Here is a 21,810-nt window from a genome sequence, read left to right on the forward strand (position 1 = left end):
TAAGGGAGAGAATGTTGTGCGTTCTTTTTATCATTTTATGATGAAATTTAGAGACACGGAAAAGCATGCTGAAGAAAGACAGCTTGCCGAATGGATGTTTCAGGATCATGATTTTCCTAAGCAGTCCAAATCCTATGATGAAATTAGCCGGTATTTAGAATGGAATATGCCTTTTACGGGTGCCCTTCAGGTATTTGACCGGATGTGGGAAACATATATAGTGGAAGAAATTGAATAATAGAATGGTATGAATATGAATTCTATCCAGTCTGGTTTAAGAAAACAAAAGATAAAAACCTTTTAGACAGTCCAATTTAATAGATAAATTGGGCTGTTTTTTTGTGTGTTTAAGACGTTTAATACCTCTTAAGTTATCAGGATATTGCTACTTTACATAGCAAAGAAAAATCTTTTTAGAATCGGATTGACAACCTAGTGTATTAACTATATAATACACCTTAGTTGTATGAACCAATTAATACACACACTTAAATGATGAGAAAGTTACTTCAAGGTCGTATAGGAGTTGTTTCGATGAATGTGAATTTTAACAATCGGGATCCCGTCTATTTTCAAATCATTCGTTACTTTAAAGAGAAAATTGCAATTGGTGAATTCGAGCCTGGAGAAGAAATACCATCCAGACGGGAGCTTGCAAACAGGATGAAGGTGAATCCTAATACGGCGCAACGAGCGTATAAGGAAATGGAGGAACAGGGTTTGATCTATACAGAACGGAATCTTCCGAGCAAAATTACAACAGACACAAAGGTTCTGGGTAAGGTGAGAGAAGAATTAATCGTTGAAGCAGTAGATACTTTTGTTGCATCTGTTCGTTCGATTAATGTTCCCGTCGATGAACTGCTTGACTTGGTCAGAACAAAGTACCTTGAAAGTGATAAGGAGGTTTAAACATGATTGAAGTAAAAGAGGTTGAGAAGAAGTTTGGACGTAAAAAAATACTAAAAGACGTGTCATTTACGGCGAACAAAGGTGAAATTACCTGTTTAATAGGTATTAATGGTGTTGGGAAGACGACCCTTTTAAATGCCATTATGGCACTGACTCCTATTAATAATGGTGAGATTTTAATCGATGGAGAACCTGTAAAGGAAAAGACATTTGAAAAAATTTCCTTAATTCCTGATGCTCTTACAATGATCCCAAACATGACAATAGAGGAAGCAATGGAGTTTATGAATGATTTCTATACTAGCTGGAACAGGGAACGTGCGGAGGAACTATTAGGTTTTTTCAGATTAAATAAAAATGACCGGATTTCCTCCTTATCTAAAGGAAATACCGCAAAAGTTAATCTATTACTTGGCTTAGCGCTGGATGTGGATTATGTATTAATGGATGAGCCATTTTCAGGCATTGATATGTTTAGTCGTGAGGAAATCGCTAATGTATTTACAAGTCATTTGATTGAAAATCGGGGAGTAATTATCACGACTCATGAAGTAAATGATATTGAACACTTAATCGATAAGGTTGTCCTGTTGGATGACGGAATGGTTACAAAAGAATTTGATGCAGAAAAAGCGCGTGAAGACGACGGGATGTCTGTTATTGATGTGATGAGAGAGGTGTATCAGGGATGAAAAAATACTTGAAGCTCGTTAACTTTGAATTTAACCGTGTTGTGAAACTATTTATTGTTTTATTAGGTATAACACTCGTTGTCCAGGTTGCCGGAGTCATTATTAAGTCAAAAGATTATCTCAATATGGCAAATGAAAAAATTAACGAAGACCTCATACCGAAAGCGCAGTTTTTAACAGACTATGGTCAATTTAGCTTTTTACACATCATAAGAAGCTTATGGTTTGTTGGGCCCATTGCGTTATGTGCCGCTGGTGTTGCGTTCTATATTTTCCTTATTTGGTATCGTGACTGGGTTGGAAAGAATATATTTGTTTATCGCTTATTAATGCTGCCAACGACGAGGTTTAATATCTTTTTTGCCAAGATTTCTAATATCCTCATTATGACATTAGGTCTAGTGGCCTTTCAGTTAATATTATTACCCCTTGAGGCAATGGTTTTGAAATGGATGGTGCCCGATGAATTTAGAAATGATATGGGGATCGAAGAAATGATTACGAGCATACCTGAATTAAATATCATTATTCCAAGCAGCTTTGTTGAACTGATCTTGTATTATGGAGCAGGCTTGATGGCGGTTTCGATTTTATTTACAGCGATTTTAATGGAAAGAAGCTTCAAGTGGAAAGGAATCATTGCGGGAGTGATTTATAGCGCTATCGCTGTTATAGTTTTCATTTCTCCTGTTCTTTTACAAGAATTCGTTCTTAATAGCTATTTCTATCCGATGGAATTGTTTGTCATTGAAATCGTAATGGCAGTGATTGTACTGGCGGCATCGGTTTGGATGAGTGGATTCTTATTGAAGAAAAAGGTTACCGTATAAGGAGGGTATACAATGAAAAAGTATTGGAAATGTACGGCTATTATTGCTGTTATTGTGTTTAGCATTGGAACGTTCTACGTGAATTCGGCTATATCAGCCGATCAGAACCCAGAGTTTGTGATGAAGACAGAAAGCGGTGATGCAAAAGAGATAGAGCCATTGGTGCTGGAGGGAAACTATCAAGGTGATTCCTCAATGAATTATGTAAGCAAGAGCCTAAAAATCACCGAGGACGGTACAGATTACACAAATCGATCCTTTCTGGATCGGTTGATTGGTTCTCCAACGCCCGTTATTAAAGAGTTGCAGGATGAATATCACGGCTTCATGCGGGGAAAGACTCCAGCAGTGAGCTTGTTTTTTGAGAACAATCAGCGTCTTGCTTATGCAAATGTGGAGTATAAAATTGGTGACAATTCCTTAAAAACAAGGGATTATACGTTTGATATATCCCTTTTAAATAAGGAGGATGGAAGTACAGACTCCTTTACAATGAAAATACCAGATGGAGAAGAATTGGATCATATATTTGTGGAAGATGTACAGATTGTAGATGGGGAATTAAACATTATCACCGAAAACACGGTAAGAAATAGTGATAACATCTTTAATGAAAAACATGTCTACACGATTGATATAGAAAATCAGGAAGTAAAAAACCATGAAGCGATTCATGCACCAAAAGGACAAGAGAATTCCCAATCAGAAATACAGCTGATTGAATCAGAGATGTCAACAACAGCGCATGAAAAGCTTTTATTGCTAAAAACGGATAGAAAGATTATCAATGATAGCGAATCCACAAGAGCAGAAGAAATCAATCGGGAACTTATTTCCTACAACCTGAAAACGAAAGATAAAGGAAAAATCTCAGGTGACTTAAATTTAAACGAGAACGAAATTAGTTCTTTTGATGGGTCCACGGTTTACCTTACGAAAGTAGATGGGCAAGAACATGTTATTACTCCTTTTCATTTAGAGGACAGACAGATTGGAACTGCATTTCGTTTCCAATTGTCAGACAAACCCAATATTAAAGAGCCCCCAATGATCAGGATAAAAGATGGTAAGCTTTATGCGACTTCCCAAAGGATGAATTCAAAAATAGATGGAAATGTCATCGTTGCTGACCTGAAAACAGGTGAAACACTTTACAAAGGTAAATTGGGTATAAAAGATGCAGAGGATGAGAAGGACGATTATGATTTGTATATCAATGATATGTTTGTGAAATAGGGTGTCCTTACTAAGAAAAGAGGATGGTTCATATGGAAATAAAGCAAGATAAAGCTATTTACCTAATGGGATTAAATCAAGGTTTGAATGAACAAAATGTAAATGAGCTTTATGTTGAATATAAAAGGAAAGTATATACCATCGCCCTTTCCTATGTGAAAGATTATTATTTAGCAGAAGACCTTTCTCATGAAATTCTAATAAAATGCTATTTAACCCGTGATAAGTTCAAAGGTGATTGTTCCTTTCATTCATGGATGTATCGAATTTCGGTTAATCATTGTATTGATTTTTTGCGAAAAAGTTATCGTAAGCGTGATTTGTTATATGAAGACATCAATATATTTAACAGTGAGGACGCGTATAATCCAGAATCTGAGGTATTAAATCTTTGTGATCAGGAAGAACTGAGAGACCATTTAAGGCAGTTACCATCAAAGTATCAAGAGGTCATTATACACTTTTATTTTAAGGACCAATCTTTGAGAGACATCGTAAATGAATTGAATATAAATCTTTCAACAGCAAAGACACGGCTGTTTAGGGCAAAGAAAATGTTGAGGGAATTTTATTATATGTAGATAGAGACTTCGTTTTATACTTGTGAGTTAAGTCAAAAAGGGAAGGAATTACAGTAAAGGTATTTTATGCACCTTGAAAGTTAGAGTGAAGCCTAACTTTTGGGGTGCATTTTTTGTCGCTCAATATCATTATTATAGAAGAGGCAAACGCAATATGATTAAAGCTTAGAATTACCTATGAAATACCTGGCCAAGAAGCAGATAAAAATTTAGCTTTTACTAGTAGCAATGATAGTCTTGCTGGCAGGGTTCTTTTACATACCATACTCTCTTTTTGGGCTAGGAGTCCTCTCATCATTCATGATTAATAGGCTGGATATGCAATAGCTTCTGAAAAGCGATTTTTTCAGTTCCATCTGATGTATGAAGATGAATCGTTTGCTGCTCCTGGTCGAGATTTGTGATGACTCCCTTCCGTTCCTTCTTATACCCGTCGTGATAGATGGTTAATTGTACCGTTTGCTTCTGTTTATAAGCTGCTAAACACCTTTGATTCATTTCCTCTAATTCTTGCTCGTCTAAAACAGGCATGGATTCCTGTTCGTATTCTTCCCATAATTTTTTTAATTCTTCTACATGCTCTGGCAGCATTAAAGAAGTCCATTTTTTATTACCTCGATCTCTTAACAATAGTTCTCACCTCTTTTTTCATATTATACACGAACAAACATTCGATTAAAAGTGGATAAAGAACAAATGTTCGTGTATAATATGAACAGGAGGTGAACATCATGCTTGCCAATCAAAAGGTAAAAGCTGATCAATTAGTGGAGATGATTTATGAAAGTCGATCCGGTGAGATAACCAAACGTACCGTAAAAATATATGGATCAAATAATCAGAAAATATTTGGCTATTGCTTCTTGCGTAAAGGATATCGAAGCTTTTATAAAGAACAGATTTTAGCCATGATTCCTAAACGAAGCTCAAAACAATACTAATACCTCGGGAAACAACCTTCCAGAAATCCTCATTTTTTCAAATTACCACAATACGAAATTCATGATAAAATAATAGTAAGAAAAACGTGATGGAGTGTTATTACCAATGAAAATCGTACACACAGCAGACTGGCACTTAGGTAAGATTGTGCATAACACATATATGACAGAAGATCAGGAATACGTATTACAACAATTTTTAGAAGATATAAAGGAAATCAATCCGGATGCCATCATTCTGGCAGGAGATTTATATGACCGGGCCATTCCTCCTAAAGAAGCGGTTGAACTATTGAGCCGCATGCTAACAACGATTGTTTATGACATGGATATCCCTATTTTAGCGATTACAGGTAATCATGATAGTGCCGAACGGATGGACTTTGGTACACAGCTTCTTAGAAAAAACAGGCTCTTTATTCAGACAAAGCTAGATCCGGATTTAGAGCCTGTAGTGATAGAAGATGACCATGGGCCTGTATATTTTCACTTAGTTCCGTATATGGAACCAGCTGAGGTACGAAAGGTGCTTCAGAAGGATGAAATCACCTCACATCAGGAAGCCATGGCGGAAATTGTGGACCAGATTCAATCCAAATACGATTTAGATACAGAACGACATATTTTTGTTGGACATGCCTTCCTTGCTGGTGGAATGGATTCAGATTCCGAAGAACGTTTAACCATGATAGGTGGTACACCTTATGTAGAGGCTGAATTGTTTGAGAGGTTTACGTATACTGCACTAGGACATCTTCATCAGCCTCAAAAGGTGAAGTTTGACCACATTCGTTATTCTGGCTCGATATTTAAATATTCCTTTTCTGAAGCTAATCATAATAAGTCTTATACAGTATTGGATATTGACCAAAATGGAATTCAGACGTTAGAACAGAGGTCATACCGGATGCAACGCGACTTAATTCGTTTGGAAGGGTATTTGGATGAATTACTGGATGTAGAGGAAGTATGTGAAGATTACTGTCATATTACTTTATTGGATGATGGAGAGATTATGGATCCTATAGGGAAATTGCGCAAATGGTATCCTAATATCCTCAAGCTCGAACGGAAGATGACAGGAACCCAGCATTTACATGAGCTCAAACAAGTAAAAAAACGTCAGCAAATGTCCCATATCGAACTCTTTTCCTCCTTCTATGAAAATATGAAAGGGGAGCCTATTCCCGAAAAACGAAAGAAAATGATGGAAAGAATCGTGCAAAAAGTTGTAGAAGAAGAAAGGGGACGGTAGTATGCGGGCCATTACTTTGAAAATGTGTGCATTTGGACCATACAAGGAAGCACAGATTATCGATTTTTCTCAGTTAGGTGAAGAAAAACTATTTCTTATTACAGGTCCAACTGGTGCTGGAAAGACGACTGTTTTTGATGCCATGTGTTTTGCTTTATATGGAAGAGCAAGCGGGGATGACCGTGATCATGACACCTTAAGAAGTCATTTTGCGGGAGTCGAGGAACTGACACAGGTCTCCTTCCGTTTTCAATTGCATCAAAAGGAATTTGAAATTGTCCGGAGTCCAAAACAAATGAAACCTAAAGCACGCGGGGAAGGATATACAGAACAGCCGCCGCAGGCCGAAATCTATCAAATTATTGATGGGGAAAAGCATTTGCTTTATGCGAAGGTTAAGGAAGTAAATGAAGCTGTAGAGGATATGCTTCAATTGGATTATGAGCAATTTCGAAAAATGGTCATGATTCCTCAAGGAGAATTTCGCCGGTTAATTTCCGAGAACAGTAAAGAACGGGAAGAAATTCTGCAGAAGATTTTTCATACCTATTTTTATGAACAAATGACGAAGCGTTTAGCTGAAGAAAGTAAAAGTATTCAGCAGCAGCTTGAACAAATTGAAAACCAGGAACAGCAGGAAATTTCTTATATAAACTGGCCTGAGGAATATCGTACAAAAAATGCTGAACCAAAACAGGCAAGAAAGAATCTCCTTTCCATTATTGAAAATGTGGAAAAATATATCGATGAACAGAATAATCTCCTTCAGGAAAAACGGAGTCAGCAAAAAAAACGACAGGATGAATTTTATGCGGCAAAGGAAGTGCAGACTCTTTTTGAGGAATATGATCAACGTAAGCAGGAACTTAGCGAACTAAAGGGACAGCAGGAAGAAATAGACGCTCAAAAGCAACAATTGAAGCAGGCAAAGAATGCAGCCGGTATCAAAGCTTATGAACAACAGGTAAAGGTACGCAGGGATGAGCACAAAAAACTAGAAGAAACATTAGGTTTAAAAAGAGAAAAACAACAACAGATGCTGGAATCCTTTAATCGTATTGAGCAGGAATATCAGAAGGCTAAAGAAGCAGAACAGGACCGGGAAAAGTTAAAAGATTCAATTCGGTTTATGAAGGAACAACTGGAAAAGGTAAAACAGGCTGCCGATCTGGAAAAGCAAAAGAAGGAATTAGCCTCTACTTATCAAGAGGAAAAGCCTAAACTCGACAAAGTTAATCAACGAATTGAAAAGATAGAAAATGATATTGAAAAACTCGATGAAGAAACTGGTCAATCTCAACAGGTAACAGAGCAGTTTTATGAATTTAATACAAAGCTTAAAGAATTTGATCAACTACTTATGAAAACTGATAAACTGAGTACGGAGAATCAGCTGTTAAAAAACTATCGTATTCAATACCGCGATATTTTAAAAAAATATGAGAATAATGATAAATATGTTGAACAGTTACGGGAAGAGTTACAACAGTTAGAAGATGCTATGCGAAACGAAAAAGCAGCGCTCCTGGCTGCAGACCTTGCAGAAGGACAAGCCTGTCCGGTGTGTGGATCTACTCACCATCCCCAAAGGGCAGAATTTCACAATGCGTCCATTACAGATGAGATGATTGCTTCGAAACGAAATCAGTTACAGCAAAGTGAACAAAAACAGAAGGAAGTTCAAAATGAATATGTAAACATTAAATCTAAAGGAACCTCACAAAACCAAACGGTAGAGAATTTACAGCAGGAAATTGAAGATCTATCTGGTGTAAAGGTGGAACTGGATGAAATCGATCAACGTATACAGGAATGGCAGAATGAAAGAGCAGGCATCAGTGCGAAACGGAATGAATTAGATAAGCAGTTAAATGAGTTAAAGCAAAAGCAGGAAAAACAAAGGCAGTTAAAAGAAGAATTAAGTAAGAGTAAAAAAGAACAGCAGGAAAAGCATGAAAGCCTCCAAAGCTTAAAGGAACAGGGAGTGAAAATCCAGTCTCAGCTTGAAAATGTAAAAGCTTCTCTGGAAAATCCTGATGATCATTACGCAACCGTTAAGGAACGACTTTCGAAGGCTGAAACCGAATACGAACAACAGATTAATAAATGGAATCAGCTCCAAAAGGATTATGAACAAATAAAAGAGCACAAGCAGACAGTGGATGTAGAGATTGAATCCTTACAAAAACAATTACAAACCGCACAAATAACCTATCAAGAAGTAAGACAAACCTTCGAAACAGAATTGGAAAATAAAGGATTTAAAACACTCCAACACTATGAACAGGCAAAAATGGCTGAAGCAGAAATCGAGAAAACAGAGGAAAGAATAAGCACTTTTGAAGAAAAAATTTCTATTACTAAAAATCGTTACAATCAGCTTACAATCCAGCTGAATGAGAAAAAGCGTCCTGATTTAGAAACTCTGGAACAATCATTAAAACAGGTAAATGAAGAAATTGACGCGAAAACAAGACTCATCCAAGAGCAGCAGTTGCAGCTGGACCGGTATCTTTCTACCTCAGAGCGATTACATCAGTTAGCGGAGGAAAAACAGGAATTAGAGGAATATTATTTTGATATTGGGGAACTGGCAAAGCTATCAAGGGGAGATAATCAATTACGACTATCCTTTGAACGTTATGTTTTGTCCTCATTTTTAGACGAAATCTTATTCCAGGCCAATATTCGCTTAGATCAGATGACCGACCATCGCTATCAGTTAAGAAGAAGTGACCAGGTGGCCAAAAGAGGAGCACAAAGCGGTCTTGACATCGAGGTAATTGACAATTATACAGGTCAAAATCGTTCTGTTAAGACTTTGTCTGGTGGAGAAGGATTTAAGGCAGCGTTAAGCCTTGCCTTGGGAATGGCAGATGTTGTCCAGGCCCATTCCGGTGGAGTAGAGCTTGATACACTATTTATTGATGAAGGGTTTGGAACACTCGATGAGCTCTCCCTTGAACAAGCATTAAATTGCTTAAGTGATTTACAAAAAGGAAACCGAATGTTAGGCATTATCTCCCATGTACAAAAACTAAAAGAAGAAATCCGAGCCAAACTTCATATCGAACCTTCACACAGCGGTTCCAAGGTATCACTAACCGTTTATTAAGTTCCTATTACTCAAAGGCTGTGTTAAAGCTTATTATTGATTTTCTACCAAGTTAATTGGGGAAAGTGCGCGAGATTCCTGGGAGAAGAGCGATATATGGGAGACGCCGCGGGCGGATATAGAAGAGGGTCCTGACCGCCCGCGGATAGTGGGCGCACTGGACGGAAATCAACACCTATATGTTTAACAGAGCCTACTCAAAAGAAATGTAAACCTGGGCTATGAAGCTTTCATTATATGGATTTGAAAGGGGTGAGCAGTATGTCTGTACCATTAACGATTGAATGGCGGATTGTGACAAATGAAGAAGAAAAGCGAATCAACACCAAGGAAAACATATTTGAGATTACTTTTTCAGGCTACAGGCTTTTTCCTATTGATGTTCCGATTGATATTATGAGACATGAGGATTCAGACCAAATTGGCAGTGCCATTGTGCAGAAGATTATTTTTGAACATAATCAAACTATATGCAGATACCAGCTTGTTTCTTTATATAGTGTAAATTAAGTAGAATTCTGAAACACGGAAATATCAATGCTCGATAATGGAGTTAGCTAATAATGGAATTAAGAAAATATCTTTTATTACTGAAAATCAAATGAAACAACTATTGGCAGAAGCTGATTTTTCGGATATAACCAGAGTAATTACATTGACATATATTATGGTCAATAGGTCTCAAACGCAGATGAATTTGAAAAAGGGATACAATAAATAAGGAGAATTTTAGAAATGCCTTATATAAAAACAAGCAGACTTACTCTTATTACATTCACAGTCGATATGATGAAAGCGACATTATCAGGTGCAAATCAGCTAAAAGAATTAACGGGTTATCATGTCGCAGATGGCTATCCGATGGAGGTATATAAAATAGAACGTTTTCTTCAATATCCGGAAGAAAACGAATGGGAAGGCATCATTATTCACAATAAAAATCGCTCCATAATCGGGGATATGGGATTTAAAGGTGGACCAGATGAAAAAGGAGGTATGGATCTCGGATACAGTATCATATCAGGCTATCAAGGAAATGGCTATGCCACTGAAATGGCTTCGGCTATGGTTGAGTGGGGATTAAATCAGCCCCATGTAAAGAAAATTACCGCTAGTTGTTCAAATGAAAATATTCCCTCCATAAAAGTACTGAGAAATACTGGTTTTGCAAGTGGGCAAAGAGGGAGACGAAATCTATTGGGAAATCGATACAGACTCATACTAAGCTAAATAATACTGAAGTTTTAAGGAAAAAAAGCAGTCCAATTTATCTATTCATTGGACTGCTTGAATAACTAAAAACTTTCTTGTCAGGTGATTTTCGTTCATTTTTTCATGATTTTTACCTTTGTGCTACCTGGTCTTCTTTTTCAATACGTTTTAAACGTTCCTGAATATCTTCTTCTGTCATTTGATGTTCAATCACATAGCGGTTTCTTGGTGAAACACGGCATTCATGAGAACAACTGCGCATATATTTGTATTCATTTTCTTCGGAACAAAGGAATTGACGGTTACAATCCGGATCAGCACAGTTTACATAGCGCTCACATGGCTTCCCATCAAAATAATCTTTTCCGACTATAACGTGTTCTTTTTGGTTAACCGGTACGGAAATGCGTTCATCAAATACATAACATTGACCGTCCCAGAGCTCTCCTTGTACTTCCGGGTCTTTTCCATATGTGACAATACCACCATGAAGCTGTGCAACATCTTCAATACCTTCTTTTTGCAGCCAGCCGGAAACTTTCTCACAACGAATACCACCAGTACAATACATGAGAACCCGTTTTCCTTCTAATTCTTCTTTATTATCCTTAATCCATTCAGGAAGCTCACGGAATGTTTCGATATCCGGATTAATGGCTCCTCTGAAATGACCAAGTTCATATTCATAGTCATTACGTGTATCTAAAACAACGGTATCGTCTCTTTGTAATTCTTCGTAAAATTCTTTAGGATTTAAGAATTCCGCTGTTTCTTTACTTGGATCCCACTCATCATCTAAGCGTAATGTAACGAGTTCAGAACGATGACGTACGTGCATTTTCTTGAATGCATGTCCTTCAGCTTCATCCACTTTAAACATCATATCTGCGAAACGAGGATCCTTGTGCATCGTTTCCATATATTTGTTTGTTTGCTCAACAGTACCTGATACCGTACCATTAAGTCCTTCTTCCGCAACTAAAATACGACCTTTTAAACCTAACTCTTTACAGAATTCCAAATGTTCAGCTGCGTAAGTTTCAGGATCATCGATTTTAACAAACTTGTAGTAGAGTAAGACTTGATATTTTTCCTTATTTTCCATGTTATTACCACCTATCCATTTATATTTGCAAGATATAAATTTATAAGGTGCGGATGCATTTTATCTCTTGCAAAAGGAAATTTTATCACGGTTTCCGAACTTTATCAAATCTATTTTAACAAAAAGAACGAAACTAATAATAAATCTTTTTGAACAAAATAAAAGACCTACAGTTATGCAGGTCATTAGTAAATAATTAGTTTTCTAATTTATTTACTATATCTAAAAATTCATTTTTAAAATGAGTCAGTTCCGATACTTTTTCAATATTGTAAGTGGTTTTATTAGTATCATTAAATTGTACATATTTTCTATTGCCATCTAGTTTGAGGCGACAAACCCATTTTCTAATCGAGTCATCTAACAATATATTGAAGTAACTTTTGTTATCTCTGTAAAATATACGTTCTTCATCAACTTTTTCAGATATAATTAATTTAACTATAGTATATCCTTGTATTTCCTCCTCTGTTGTAATTATGCCATCATCTAACTCCTGTTCTTCTTGTGTATCTTTTTGTTGTTCCTCTTGTGAATTTTCTGCATATGTAGAATTTAAGGCTGCACTCAGTTTTTCATTAACTAGTTCATTAATAAACTGTTTTAAAGATTTTTTAATTATTGGTGTAAATTGGTTTATAACATTTTTGGTCTTTCTTCCTTGGTATACATGATCCAGAATGTATGTAACAAAATCCTCGGTAGGGTCATCCCAAATTTCATATAAGAAGGCTTTGATATTATTTGTGTACTTTAGTTCAGAGGCTGTATTAAATATATTTTCAAGGTCAAAACTCTCTTTTTTGAATTTAGCTAATTCATTAACATGACTATCTTTTATATCCAAAATATTAAATTCAAAAAATGGCGAGTCATCCATTTTATTTTGTTCATCAAGATCAGTAAAAAATCGATATAAAATTCCATTCGTTAGAATTGAAAATTTAGCTGATGTTGTTCCGAAATATCTAAATAATTGTGAATCATGTCTATTTAAATTTTCATTTATTGATTTTGCTTCAATTAAAATAACAGGACGCCCCTCATTCATTATGGCATAATCTACTTTTTCACCTTTTTTAATACCGACATCAGCAACATATTCAGGGGTAAATTCTTCAGGATTAAATACATCATATCCCAATAACTGGAAAAAAGGCATTATAACACTTGTTTTTGTCGCTTCTTCAGTTGAAATGGAGTCCTGAATCTTACTGACTCTTTTTGATAATGAAACTAACTTTTCTTTGAAATCAGACATGTTTTTTCCTCCTTCTCTTTTTTGTATGAGAATAATCAAGGTTTCTTTCTTATAATATAAAAACAACACGATCATAAATCGTGTTGTAAATCTCGGTACTAAATCAAATTTAATGCGGAATTGTAAGCTTTCTTCTGTTATTTTTATAAGGGAGAAAATTAAAATATTTAAGTGATTTTAAAAACTTTTTATAGCTGATTTTTGAGAAAATTGATTAATTACTATATATTGTAATACTTTTTTTATATTTTATAAACAAATACCTTTAATTGTAAAAATGGAAATTATGTAATACAAATTAAAAGATGGATACATATAAGTATTGCGATTTAGTTCTGTTATAGTACCTGTTCTCCTAATTGCCATCATTGAAACTTAATTTAATATCTTATTTAGCACCTTGATATGATTAATTCCATTCTAAAATACCGGTTAAATCCTCATATATTGTATCCGGGGCCAGATTTAGTTCTTCCACAGGTAAGTTTTTCCGATTAATCCAGGCGGTTTGAAATCCGAAGTTTTTTGCTCCGGAAATATCCCATCCATTAGAAGACATGAATAGCACTTCCTCTGGTTTCGCATTTAATACGTTAGCTGCATGATTATAAGAGGCTGGAGTTGGCTTATACTGTTTTACCTCATCAACACTTATAATTTCTGTAAATAAACGAGAAATATCAGATTGATGAAGTAAAGGATCAAGCATATCATGTGATCCATTGGAAAATACCGCAAGCTTTTTATCCTTCAACCGGGAAAGTACAGTTTTTACTTCAGGATAAGTTGATAGGTGTAAATACGTATTCATCAGCTCTATTTCTGAATGATGATTAAGATGTTCATCGTTTTTCTTAACAGCGTAGCGTAATGCATCTTTTGTGATGCTATAAAACGTCTTATAATTCCCCATTAACTGTCTTAGATTTGAGTATTCAATCTGTTTTTCCCTCCAGGTCCTACTTATTAACTGGCCTTTTCCAGGAAACAACTCATTACATTTTTTGCTTATCGAATGAACGTCAAAGAGGGTTCCATAAACATCAAATACAAAAGCTTGTATTGCGTGATTTTTCACTTCAAACAACTCCTTGTTTTAATCTTTAGAAGATAAAATAAATATTAACCAATCATTTAAGTTATTGCTCTTTTATTTTAATTCCATTCTATAATAATAGAAAAAATCGTACTGATAATGGACATTGGAGATTATTGTGTTCTTATTGAGGACCGGAAGTACGTTATAACAGAAAATTGAGCATTGAAATCCTTTAGAATTCAATGCTCGTGTTAATGTAATAACCCAATTGTATAGGTTGATAACGGATGCAGGCTATTCTGAAAATAGCTTGATTAACGCTTGTGTCCCGCTATCTTCTTCACCTTTTTCCGCAAGCTCAGTGTATAGGGAGAGGGATAATTCTAATCCAGGCGTCTTTAAACCCATGTCTTTAGCTGATTCCAGTGCAATTTTCATATCCTTGATAAAATGCTTAACATAAAATCCAGGTTCATAATCCCCTTTAATCATTCGGGGACCTAATTTGCTTAATGAAAAGCTGCCGGCTGCTCCTGTGGTAATCGAATCTAATACTCTTTCGGGGTTGAGGCCTGCTTTCTTTGCATACATAATGGCTTCACAAACACCGATCATATTGGAGGCAATGGTAATTTGATTGCTCATTTTCGTGTGTTGTCCAGCTCCTGCTGGTCCTTGAAGGATGATGTTTTCACCTAGTACTTTAAAGATAGGAAGCATTTCTTCATAAGCTGTCTGATCTCCTCCAATCATAATGGTCAGCTTACCATCTCTTGCTCCAATATCCCCTCCAGAAACAGGAGCATCTAAAGCATAAAGATTCCGCCCTTTTGCCTGTTCATAGATTTTTTGAGCAAGCTGGGGGTTAGATGTTGTCATATCTATGATGTATGTACCTGCTTTAGCATTTTCCAGGATGCCTTCCTGACCAAAATAAACTTCCTCGACATCATTTGGATAACCGACTATCGTAATGATTACATCCGATGATGCAGCCAATTCACTTACGGTGTTCTTCCAAGTCGCTCCCTCATTTAAAAGTTCCTGCGCTTTAGACTTCGTACGTGTATAAACATTCAGCAGATAGCCTGAATGCATAAGACTCCGTGCCATGCTTTTTCCCATAACCCCGGTCCCGATAAAGCCGATAGTCGTACTGGACATAACAACACTCCTTTTCAAATTTTCATAAATTTGCCATATGATATACCCTTATTTTACCGCTTCTTCTATTATACTTAAAGTGTAAAAGTTAGATATATAGGGGGAGATTAAGTGCTTCCAGCTGTTTTATTTGGTTTAATCTTATCCGGATTTGTTGGATTTATTATTTATTCAGAAGTAACCTCATAACTGTTTGTAATAGAAGACGGACACACTTTAATTCGTGTCTGTCTTTTGTTTTCTCATTACCGGAAAACTAGTAAAATAGTATAAAAAAGTTTAAGGGTGAGAGAAGTGAAGCAAATCCTAACAAATGACTGGAAGGAATATTTAAACGAAGAATTTAACAAAGATTATTATCAACAATTGCGGGAATTTCTAAAGAAAGAGTATCGTACTGGCCAGGTTTATCCAGACATGTATGACATTTTTAATACCTTTCATTATACTCCTTATCAGCAAACAAAGGTCGTTATCTTAGGGCAGGATCCTTATCATGGACCTGATCAGGCACATGGATTTAGTTTTTCTGTAAAACCAACCGTGCAAATCCCTCCATCATTAATGAACATTTATAAGGAACTTCATCAGGATTTAGGTTGTACAATTCCTGATCACGGGTATTTAATTCATTGGGCTAAGCAGGGGGTTCTTTTATTAAATACTGTGCTTACGGTCAGGGCACATCAGGCTAATTCGCATCGGGGTAAAGGATGGGAGAGATTTACGGATAAAGTTATAAACGTTCTAAATGATCGTAAACAGCCAATGGTGTTTATTTTGTGGGGAAGAAACGCTCAGGAGAAAAGTAAAAATCTGAATCAGGAAAAGCATTTAATTTTAAAATCTCCCCATCCAAGCCCGTTATCTGCTCATCGTGGCTTTTTTGGAAGTAAACCTTTTTCCAAAACCAATCAATTTTTAGAATCGATTGGAGAGACGCCTATAAAGTGGGAAATTCCAAATCTTAATGAAATTTCTTAAGTGTTTTCCATATATCGCCTACACCCATTAATCCTTCTTTTCGTACAGTAAAGTAGTACGTATGTTTAGAAGAGGAGGAATAGAAATGGCACCAAATACAGGAAGACCTAGTCCTTTTCATTTTCCAGGTTCACAAAGGGCGCCTCAGCAGCCACCACAGGGATTTTTTCAACAGCCAATGATGCCTCGTCAAATGGGAGGACAGCGCGGAATTGGTGGAATGTTTCAACGCCTTTTTAATCGTTCACCCAAAGGAAATACGGGTTTTGGACCAGGCATAGGAGCACCAGGAATGGGAGCACAGAATCCTGGATATTTTACTGGAGCGGGCTCAGGAATCGAGAAAGCCTCTAAGGCACTGGGTAATGTGCAGCAAGCCATTAATGTTGCTCAGCAAGCAGCGCCCATGATTCAACAATATGGTCCAATGGTCAAAAATTTGCCAACGATGTTTAAAATGCTTAAAGCTCTTAATGAATCAGACGATGATGAAGACGATAATACAGCTGAAGGTGAAGAAAGTGAGGAAACCCAAGAGGCATATGACAGTGACTCCGCTCATGAACAAGAGGATGATCTAGAGGCATTTCTTACCTCTGATGATAAAGAAGAGCACCACACAAGAAGGACAAATAAACAGGAGAATTCTGTCTCCAGGTCTAAAATAAGAAGGTCAACAGAGGATGGGCGTTCCACACCGAAAATTTTTATATAGTCATTAAAAAAACCCCTTAGTTGTGAAGCTGGCAAATCCGGTATAAAATAGAAGTAACTTAGAAGAAATAGAGGGGGTATGTATTCGTGTCACAAGAGAAATTAGAAAAAGCAACCTTTGCAGGAGGTTGTTTCTGGTGCATGGTGGAGCCTTTTGATGCCCGTCCCGGGATCGAATCGGTTATTTCCGGTTATACGGGTGGCCATAAGGAAAATCCAACCTATGAAGAAGTATGCAGTGAGACAACAGGACATTTTGAAGCCGTACAGATCACCTTTAATCCAGATATTTTTCCCTATAAAGATCTTGTTGAGATATACTGGACATTAATTGATCCAACTGATCCCGGAGGACAATTTAATGATCGAGGAGATTCCTATCGAACGGCCATTTTTTATCATAATGAAGAACAAAAGAGCATTGCTGAACAGTCCAAACGTGAATTAGAAAAGAGCGGAAAATTTTCTAAACCGATTGTTACTGAAATTTTGCCTGCATCAACCTTTTATCCAGCTGAGGACTATCATCAGGATTATTATCAGAAAAATCCTCTTCATTACAAAATGTATAAAAAAGGTTCTGGACGCCAGGATTTCATTGAACAAACCTGGGGAAAACAAAAAAATCTTGATGAACTGAAGAGACAGTTAAATTCAATCCAGTATCAGGTTACACAGGAAAATGGCACTGAGGTTCCTTTTCAGAATGAATATTGGGATCATGAAGAAGAGGGGATTTATGTTGATATTGTATCAGGTGAGCCCTTATTTTCTTCCAGGGATAAGTATGATGCAGGCTGTGGCTGGCCAAGCTTTACGAAACCGATTTATGATAAGCAAGTAAAAGAAAACCTGGATACATCACATGGTATGAGAAGAATGGAAGTGAGAAGTAATTATGCTGACTCTCATTTGGGTCATGTATTTGAAGATGGACCGACCGATAAAGGTGGTCTAAGATATTGTATGAATTCAGCAGCTATGAAATTTATCCCTAAAGATAAAATGGAAGAAAAGGGATACGGTAAACTTTTATACTTGTTTGAGTAAAACGCTGCGGGAAGTATTACTCATGTGAAAAAAGACTGTTCTGAAAAGCGAAAGCGCCAGGCAGCATAAGCAGAAAACATTATGACACGTTTTTGCTCATGTAGTGGATTAATTGATGTCAGCTTTGGACCTATGGAGCCGTAACATGACAACAACCGTGAGTAAAAAAGATTATAAAAATGGGAGGTTTATCTTCATGTGAGGATATGCCCTTCCCTCTATTTATATACATATACTTTAAATAAGAAAGGTGTAGAAAAATGATTCATAAACATTGGGAACACAGGGATACAATTAAGCAAATCGAATGTGTGCATGCGAATGCAAAAAAGTATATCGTTAATAATGTTTTAACGCCAGGCAAGGTATACGATGTAAAAAATGAAACAGAGGAGTTTTACTTTATTATTGATAATTCCGGGAAAATAGGTGGATTTTTTAAGGATTATTTTAAGGAAGTCTAATGTTTCTTCCTAATAATAGAAAGTTTTATCCCTCTGTTTTTATAGAGAGAAAAAATCGTTTTATCCTTACATGTAAATTAGCAGACACAAATGAGCCCATTACCGTACACCTGCAAGACCCTGGTCGTTTGAAAGAGCTACTCATCCCGGAAAATCTCATCTATGTATCATACCATAATGATCCCCAGCGCAAAACTAAATGGACTGCTGAACTAATTACTAGGCCCAATAGTGATGTGCTGATATCTTTACGGTCAACCTTACCGAATCAATTAATTAAACTGGCTCTTCAGGAGAAAGTTTTGCCAGACTTTAGCCATTTAACTTTTAAAAGGCAGGAATATACATTTGGCAAATCAAGATGGGACTTTTTATTAGAAGGAGAAGACCTTCCTTATTTGCTTGAAGTAAAAAGTGTTACAATGGCACAAAATGAAATTGGATACTTCCCAGATGCTCCTACAAAAAGGGGAAAGAAACATGTTGAGGAGCTGATAGAGATTCGGCAACAGGGCACACATTCAACGGGAATTCTTTTTGTATGTCAGCGTGAGGACATTAAACGTCTACAACCTGCAGACTGGATTGATCCGGATTTCTCAACGGTGCTTCGGCATGCGAAAGAAGCTGGCGTGGACATAAAAGCGTTAAGCTGTAAAGTCAGTCTGAAGGGAATCACATTAGAAGAACAAATACCTGTACAAATTTAAAAGGGAGTTGGGAAAATGTTTTATACGATGAAGGGGATTGATCACATTCAATTGGCAGCACCTGCTGGATGTGAGGAAAAAGCTCGAACTTTTTTTGGCAGTATTCTCGGTATGGAAGAAATCGAAAAGCCGGAATCTCTTAAGAAAAATGGGGGCGTATGGTTTCGATGTGGAAATCAGGAATTACATATTGGTGTAGAGGAGGACTTTAACCCTGCACGAAAAGCTCATCCTGCTTTTTACATTGAATATTTACAGTATTTAAGGGACCATCTCGAAAAGCATGACGTACAAGTAAAAACAGATAATCGCCTACCTGGATATCGACGTTTTTATGCTACGGATCCCTTTGGAAATCGACTTGAATTTTTAGAAAAGGAAGTTGGATGAAAAATGAGACCCGGATGGAGCAATAATTCCCGTCCGGATCTTTTTTAGTTACGCTTTATCATTTAGGTTAACAATTATATTAAATGCAAAAAAGACGACCCCTATTAATACAAGTGTACCTCCAACAGCTGAACTAGTAATTAAGGGTATGCTGTTCATGTTTCCTGTTTGTAACATCACTGCTAAAGAAATCATCATGATTGGTAGTCCTACATTGTGTAACCAAAAGTGGATTTTAGCATATACCCTTTCTGTAAGATGCGGAAATAACACATAGATAATTCCAATTAGGGTTAAGGCGGTCCAGCCGAGCAGATTAATATGAACATGTACCCCTGTTAGCGTATATTGATGGGATGTTGACATATAATATCCAATACTAAACCCAATAACAAAATACACTGTCGAAATTTTAATCAGTAATGTCCCCAAAATCATCCAACTCCTTTTTGAAGTATTCAAACTTATTTTATAGAGCTATTCATAATCTGGGAACTATACCAAAGTATAATTTTATGGAGCATTAAGCGTTTTATATATAGAGGCTTGCCAGGAATATGCCAGTAGCTTCCTGATAAATTTCCTCAAATTGACTTAGGGGCAACGGATTTACCCCTTCTCCAAGCTCAACGGTATAGCCGGGGCGTTGCCATTCTTGGATAAACCAATCTTTATATCCAGCATAACTATCTACTGTTCGGATGGGCTCATACCCACTTACTCGTGCGAATTCATTAACAATGGTTTCTGCGACAGCTGGCTCTGATTTTTCAAATCCCCAATAAATCACCTCTCCTTGTGTATGAAAAGCTAATAAGCGGTCAAAATCACGATTAACTGTAAGATCAGCAATGGCATTTGCTTCGGGTTCAGTCAAGGGAGTCTCTCCAGGATAATCTCTAGGAGCTGGTTTTTGTTCTTTACGCTCCTGTTCAATTTCCCATCTTGCAGGGTATTGATTATTCAAGTCGACTCCCCGAATATTTGCCTTCCAATGGGTAAAATCCGAACGACCATTATTAATGTCCAGAACAAGATCTCGATAATATGTTTCCTCAGGAGGACCTTCCAGTACCAGATTGACACCATCAGGATTAACCATTGGAACCACTGATAGTAAAGTCTCATAATATAATGGATGAACATGTAATCCGCGTATAGGCTTTTGATTTGTCAGAGATAGTAAATAATCATTTAAGAAGGTCATCATAATAGGAGTGGTTATCCATTCATTAGCATGAAAGGAGCCATTCCAATGCACTTTTTTTGTTCCGTTTCCAATAACAAGTTCGGGTATCGGTTTACCCATTACCGATTGACCAATTTCAAACAGGGACATAAATGGATAAATATAGGCTAATTGTTGCATGTTTTTAATCAGGTTGTCATACGAATATTCTTGACAGCCATTAACTACACGCCATGTAACTTGTCTTGGTAAAGTGATTTGTTGACCAGTAATCAGGTTGTTAGCCTCCAAATGACGATTGATAAACAAGAGCTGTTGAAAAGCTACATTTTGTTGTTGAGAGATGGTCCACAATGTATCTCCAGATTGAACTGTATAGGTATCAGGAATAAAGCCTGGAATTTTAATCGTTTGACCAATCATTAACTGGTTAGGATTAATGGATGGATTTGAGTCTACAATAAGTTGAAGAGGAAGCCTAAAGATTTGACTATACAACCAGAAATTGTCGCCGGATTGAACGGTAATATTCATGCTGTACCCCCTATATTTTCAAGTCTCACGTAAAATATATGATTAAACATGCTTGATTATTTGTAAAAGAATGAAGAATTATCTCTAAAAAAAGTGATAAAAAAGAGGATTTTAAATTGTGGACATCTAATATCATATAAGTAAGGGGAATTTAACTATAAAGGAGGGCTTATTTTGGCATTTATTATTACTTCGCCGTGTAAGGACGAAAAGTCGGCGGAATGTGTAGAAGTTTGCCCCGTTGAATGTATAGAAGAGGGCGAAGATATGTTCTATATTGATCCGGATATCTGTATTGACTGTGGTGCCTGTGAAGCAGTTTGCCCAGTTGAAGCCATTTATCATGAGGACGATGTTCCTGAAGAGGAAAATGAATATATAGAATTGAATAGAAAATTCTTTCAAGAGTAGATATAAGGGCTGCTTCATCCC

At 36.6% G+C, this 21,810-nt stretch carries 26 protein-coding genes; 19 read left to right on the forward strand and 7 right to left on the reverse strand.

The window, feature by feature from the left end:
- Positions 1–16: 16 nt before the first annotated feature.
- The 6 genes from BMX63_RS06740 (at position 17) to BMX63_RS06765 (ending at position 4,251) form a co-directional block, all read left to right on the forward strand.
- A complete protein-coding gene (locus BMX63_RS06740; protein ID WP_093133272.1) occupies positions 17–238 on the forward strand; it encodes a YozE family protein in 222 nt (73 codons plus the stop codon).
- A 296-nt stretch (positions 239–534) separates the two neighbouring features.
- The gene (locus BMX63_RS06745; protein WP_093133274.1) at positions 535–912 is read left to right on the forward strand and encodes a GntR family transcriptional regulator; all 378 of its coding nucleotides are present in this window, start codon (positions 535–537) and stop codon (positions 910–912) included.
- 2 nt (positions 913–914) lie between these two features.
- Positions 915–1,604, forward strand: coding sequence for an ABC transporter ATP-binding protein (locus BMX63_RS06750; RefSeq protein ID WP_093133277.1), 690 nt, complete (start codon positions 915–917; stop codon positions 1,602–1,604).
- Positions 1,601–2,434, forward strand: coding sequence for a hypothetical protein (locus tag BMX63_RS06755; RefSeq protein ID WP_093133279.1), 834 nt, complete (start codon positions 1,601–1,603; stop codon positions 2,432–2,434). The genes BMX63_RS06750 and BMX63_RS06755 overlap by 4 nt, the downstream gene beginning before the upstream one ends.
- 12 nt (positions 2,435–2,446) lie before the next feature.
- Positions 2,447–3,670 (forward strand): hypothetical protein, encoded by a 1,224-nt coding sequence (locus tag BMX63_RS06760; protein WP_093133281.1) that lies wholly within the window; start codon positions 2,447–2,449, stop codon positions 3,668–3,670.
- 32 nt (positions 3,671–3,702) lie between these two features.
- Complete coding sequence (locus BMX63_RS06765; RefSeq protein WP_177167220.1) at positions 3,703–4,251, forward strand: RNA polymerase sigma factor; 549 nt, start codon at positions 3,703–3,705, stop codon at positions 4,249–4,251.
- Positions 4,252–4,545: 294 nt separating this feature from the next.
- Here BMX63_RS06765 and BMX63_RS06770 read toward each other — a convergent pair whose 3' ends face one another.
- The gene (locus BMX63_RS06770; protein WP_143060123.1) at positions 4,546–4,881 is read right to left on the reverse strand and encodes a YolD-like family protein; all 336 of its coding nucleotides are present in this window, start codon (positions 4,879–4,881) and stop codon (positions 4,546–4,548) included.
- 101 nt (positions 4,882–4,982) lie between these two features.
- Between BMX63_RS06770 and BMX63_RS06775 the strand changes: the two genes are divergently transcribed.
- The 6 genes from BMX63_RS06775 to BMX63_RS06795 all read left to right on the forward strand — a co-directional run bounded on the left by BMX63_RS06775 (position 4,983) and on the right by BMX63_RS06795 (position 10,792).
- Positions 4,983–5,192 carry a WYL domain-containing protein gene (locus tag BMX63_RS06775; protein ID WP_093133285.1) on the forward strand — a complete coding sequence of 70 codons (210 nt, stop codon included), beginning with the start codon at positions 4,983–4,985 and terminating at the stop codon, positions 5,190–5,192.
- Positions 5,193–5,298: 106 nt separating this feature from the next.
- Positions 5,299–6,447, forward strand: a complete 1,149-nt coding sequence (locus BMX63_RS06780) for an exonuclease SbcCD subunit D (RefSeq protein WP_093133287.1) — start codon at positions 5,299–5,301, stop codon at positions 6,445–6,447.
- Between the two features lies 1 nt (position 6,448).
- Complete coding sequence (locus BMX63_RS06785; protein ID WP_093133289.1) at positions 6,449–9,562, forward strand: AAA family ATPase; 3,114 nt, start codon at positions 6,449–6,451, stop codon at positions 9,560–9,562.
- Positions 9,563–9,823: 261 nt separating this feature from the next.
- On the forward strand, positions 9,824–10,072 hold the full coding sequence (locus BMX63_RS06790) for a DUF2584 family protein (protein WP_177167221.1): 249 nt from the start codon (positions 9,824–9,826) through the stop codon (positions 10,070–10,072).
- Positions 10,073–10,109: 37 nt separating this feature from the next.
- Positions 10,110–10,283 (forward strand): hypothetical protein, encoded by a 174-nt coding sequence (locus BMX63_RS18280; RefSeq protein ID WP_220083818.1) that lies wholly within the window; start codon positions 10,110–10,112, stop codon positions 10,281–10,283.
- A 14-nt stretch (positions 10,284–10,297) separates the two neighbouring features.
- A complete protein-coding gene (locus BMX63_RS06795) occupies positions 10,298–10,792 on the forward strand; it encodes a GNAT family N-acetyltransferase (RefSeq protein ID WP_245732752.1) in 495 nt (164 codons plus the stop codon).
- A 112-nt stretch (positions 10,793–10,904) separates the two neighbouring features.
- Here the strand turns inward: BMX63_RS06795 and trhO are convergent, their stop codons facing one another.
- The 4 genes from trhO to BMX63_RS06815 all read right to left on the reverse strand — a co-directional run bounded on the left by trhO (position 10,905) and on the right by BMX63_RS06815 (position 15,343).
- Positions 10,905–11,879: an oxygen-dependent tRNA uridine(34) hydroxylase TrhO gene (gene trhO / locus BMX63_RS06800; RefSeq protein WP_093133293.1), complete on the reverse strand. Its 975-nt coding sequence runs from the start codon at positions 11,877–11,879 to the stop codon at positions 10,905–10,907.
- Positions 11,880–12,075: 196 nt separating this feature from the next.
- On the reverse strand, positions 12,076–13,140 hold the full coding sequence (locus BMX63_RS06805; protein ID WP_093133295.1) for a type I restriction endonuclease: 1,065 nt from the start codon (positions 13,138–13,140) through the stop codon (positions 12,076–12,078).
- Between the two features lie 409 nt (positions 13,141–13,549).
- Complete coding sequence (locus tag BMX63_RS06810) at positions 13,550–14,218, reverse strand: haloacid dehalogenase type II (protein WP_093133297.1); 669 nt, start codon at positions 14,216–14,218, stop codon at positions 13,550–13,552.
- Positions 14,219–14,473: 255 nt separating this feature from the next.
- On the reverse strand, positions 14,474–15,343 hold the full coding sequence (locus tag BMX63_RS06815; protein ID WP_093133299.1) for an NAD(P)-dependent oxidoreductase: 870 nt from the start codon (positions 15,341–15,343) through the stop codon (positions 14,474–14,476).
- A 294-nt stretch (positions 15,344–15,637) separates the two neighbouring features.
- Here BMX63_RS06815 and BMX63_RS06820 point away from each other — a divergent pair, with 294 nt between their 5' ends.
- The 6 genes from BMX63_RS06820 (at position 15,638) to BMX63_RS06845 (ending at position 19,655) form a co-directional block, all read left to right on the forward strand.
- Positions 15,638–16,327, forward strand: coding sequence for a uracil-DNA glycosylase (locus tag BMX63_RS06820; protein ID WP_245732753.1), 690 nt, complete (start codon positions 15,638–15,640; stop codon positions 16,325–16,327).
- 85 nt (positions 16,328–16,412) lie between these two features.
- A complete protein-coding gene (vrrA, locus tag BMX63_RS06825; protein WP_177167222.1) occupies positions 16,413–17,042 on the forward strand; it encodes a VrrA/YqfQ family protein in 630 nt (209 codons plus the stop codon).
- Positions 17,043–17,128: 86 nt separating this feature from the next.
- Positions 17,129–18,091, forward strand: a complete 963-nt coding sequence (gene msrA / locus BMX63_RS06830; RefSeq protein WP_093133302.1) for a peptide-methionine (S)-S-oxide reductase MsrA — start codon at positions 17,129–17,131, stop codon at positions 18,089–18,091.
- Positions 18,092–18,351: 260 nt separating this feature from the next.
- On the forward strand, positions 18,352–18,555 hold the full coding sequence (locus BMX63_RS06835; RefSeq protein WP_093133304.1) for a DUF6501 family protein: 204 nt from the start codon (positions 18,352–18,354) through the stop codon (positions 18,553–18,555).
- Complete coding sequence (gene sfsA, locus BMX63_RS06840) at positions 18,555–19,265, forward strand: DNA/RNA nuclease SfsA (RefSeq protein WP_093133306.1); 711 nt, start codon at positions 18,555–18,557, stop codon at positions 19,263–19,265. The genes BMX63_RS06835 and sfsA overlap by 1 nt, the downstream gene beginning before the upstream one ends.
- Before the next feature lie 15 nt (positions 19,266–19,280).
- Positions 19,281–19,655: a VOC family protein gene (locus BMX63_RS06845; protein ID WP_093133307.1), complete on the forward strand. Its 375-nt coding sequence runs from the start codon at positions 19,281–19,283 to the stop codon at positions 19,653–19,655.
- 48 nt (positions 19,656–19,703) lie between these two features.
- Here BMX63_RS06845 and BMX63_RS06850 read toward each other — a convergent pair whose 3' ends face one another.
- Positions 19,704–20,093, reverse strand: coding sequence for a cbb3-type cytochrome c oxidase subunit I (locus tag BMX63_RS06850; RefSeq protein WP_177167223.1), 390 nt, complete (start codon positions 20,091–20,093; stop codon positions 19,704–19,706).
- Between the two features lie 94 nt (positions 20,094–20,187).
- Positions 20,188–21,378: a M14 family metallopeptidase gene (locus BMX63_RS06855; protein WP_093133311.1), complete on the reverse strand. Its 1,191-nt coding sequence runs from the start codon at positions 21,376–21,378 to the stop codon at positions 20,188–20,190.
- A gap of 174 nt (positions 21,379–21,552) precedes the next feature.
- Between BMX63_RS06855 and BMX63_RS06860 the strand changes: the two genes are divergently transcribed.
- Positions 21,553–21,789, forward strand: a complete 237-nt coding sequence (locus BMX63_RS06860) for a ferredoxin family protein (RefSeq protein ID WP_093133313.1) — start codon at positions 21,553–21,555, stop codon at positions 21,787–21,789.
- Positions 21,790–21,810: the final 21 nt, after the last annotated feature.

It is taken from the genome of Salinibacillus kushneri (assembly GCF_900111405.1).
GTDB lineage: Bacteria > Bacillota > Bacilli > Bacillales > Alkalibacillaceae > Salinibacillus > Salinibacillus kushneri.

Bases quoted from the DNA above. Each gene is read 5' to 3' on its own strand.
- BMX63_RS06745 (WP_093133274.1), top strand. From the start codon at position 535: ATGAATGTGAATTTTAACAATCGGGATCCCGTCTATTTTCAAATCATT.
- BMX63_RS06750 (WP_093133277.1), top strand. From the start codon at position 915: ATGATTGAAGTAAAAGAGGTTGAGAAGAAGTTTGGACGTAAAAAAATA.
- BMX63_RS06755 (WP_093133279.1), top strand. From the start codon at position 1,601: ATGAAAAAATACTTGAAGCTCGTTAACTTTGAATTTAACCGTGTTGTG.
- BMX63_RS06760 (WP_093133281.1), top strand. From the start codon at position 2,447: ATGAAAAAGTATTGGAAATGTACGGCTATTATTGCTGTTATTGTGTTT.
- BMX63_RS06765 (WP_177167220.1), top strand. From the start codon at position 3,703: ATGGAAATAAAGCAAGATAAAGCTATTTACCTAATGGGATTAAATCAA.
- BMX63_RS06775 (WP_093133285.1), top strand. From the start codon at position 4,983: ATGCTTGCCAATCAAAAGGTAAAAGCTGATCAATTAGTGGAGATGATT.
- BMX63_RS06780 (WP_093133287.1), top strand. From the start codon at position 5,299: ATGAAAATCGTACACACAGCAGACTGGCACTTAGGTAAGATTGTGCAT.
- BMX63_RS06785 (WP_093133289.1), top strand. From the start codon at position 6,449: ATGCGGGCCATTACTTTGAAAATGTGTGCATTTGGACCATACAAGGAA.
- BMX63_RS06790 (WP_177167221.1), top strand. From the start codon at position 9,824: ATGTCTGTACCATTAACGATTGAATGGCGGATTGTGACAAATGAAGAA.
- BMX63_RS18280 (WP_220083818.1), top strand. From the start codon at position 10,110: ATGGAGTTAGCTAATAATGGAATTAAGAAAATATCTTTTATTACTGAA.
- BMX63_RS06795 (WP_245732752.1), top strand. From the start codon at position 10,298: ATGCCTTATATAAAAACAAGCAGACTTACTCTTATTACATTCACAGTC.
- trhO (WP_093133293.1), bottom strand. From the start codon at position 11,879: ATGGAAAATAAGGAAAAATATCAAGTCTTACTCTACTACAAGTTTGTT.
- BMX63_RS06805 (WP_093133295.1), bottom strand. From the start codon at position 13,140: ATGTCTGATTTCAAAGAAAAGTTAGTTTCATTATCAAAAAGAGTCAGT.
- BMX63_RS06815 (WP_093133299.1), bottom strand. From the start codon at position 15,343: ATGTCCAGTACGACTATCGGCTTTATCGGGACCGGGGTTATGGGAAAA.
- vrrA (WP_177167222.1), top strand. From the start codon at position 16,413: ATGGCACCAAATACAGGAAGACCTAGTCCTTTTCATTTTCCAGGTTCA.
- BMX63_RS06835 (WP_093133304.1), top strand. From the start codon at position 18,352: ATGATTCATAAACATTGGGAACACAGGGATACAATTAAGCAAATCGAA.
- sfsA (WP_093133306.1), top strand. From the start codon at position 18,555: ATGTTTCTTCCTAATAATAGAAAGTTTTATCCCTCTGTTTTTATAGAG.
- BMX63_RS06845 (WP_093133307.1), top strand. From the start codon at position 19,281: ATGTTTTATACGATGAAGGGGATTGATCACATTCAATTGGCAGCACCT.
- BMX63_RS06850 (WP_177167223.1), bottom strand. From the start codon at position 20,093: ATGATTTTGGGGACATTACTGATTAAAATTTCGACAGTGTATTTTGTT.
- BMX63_RS06855 (WP_093133311.1), bottom strand. From the start codon at position 21,378: ATGAATATTACCGTTCAATCCGGCGACAATTTCTGGTTGTATAGTCAA.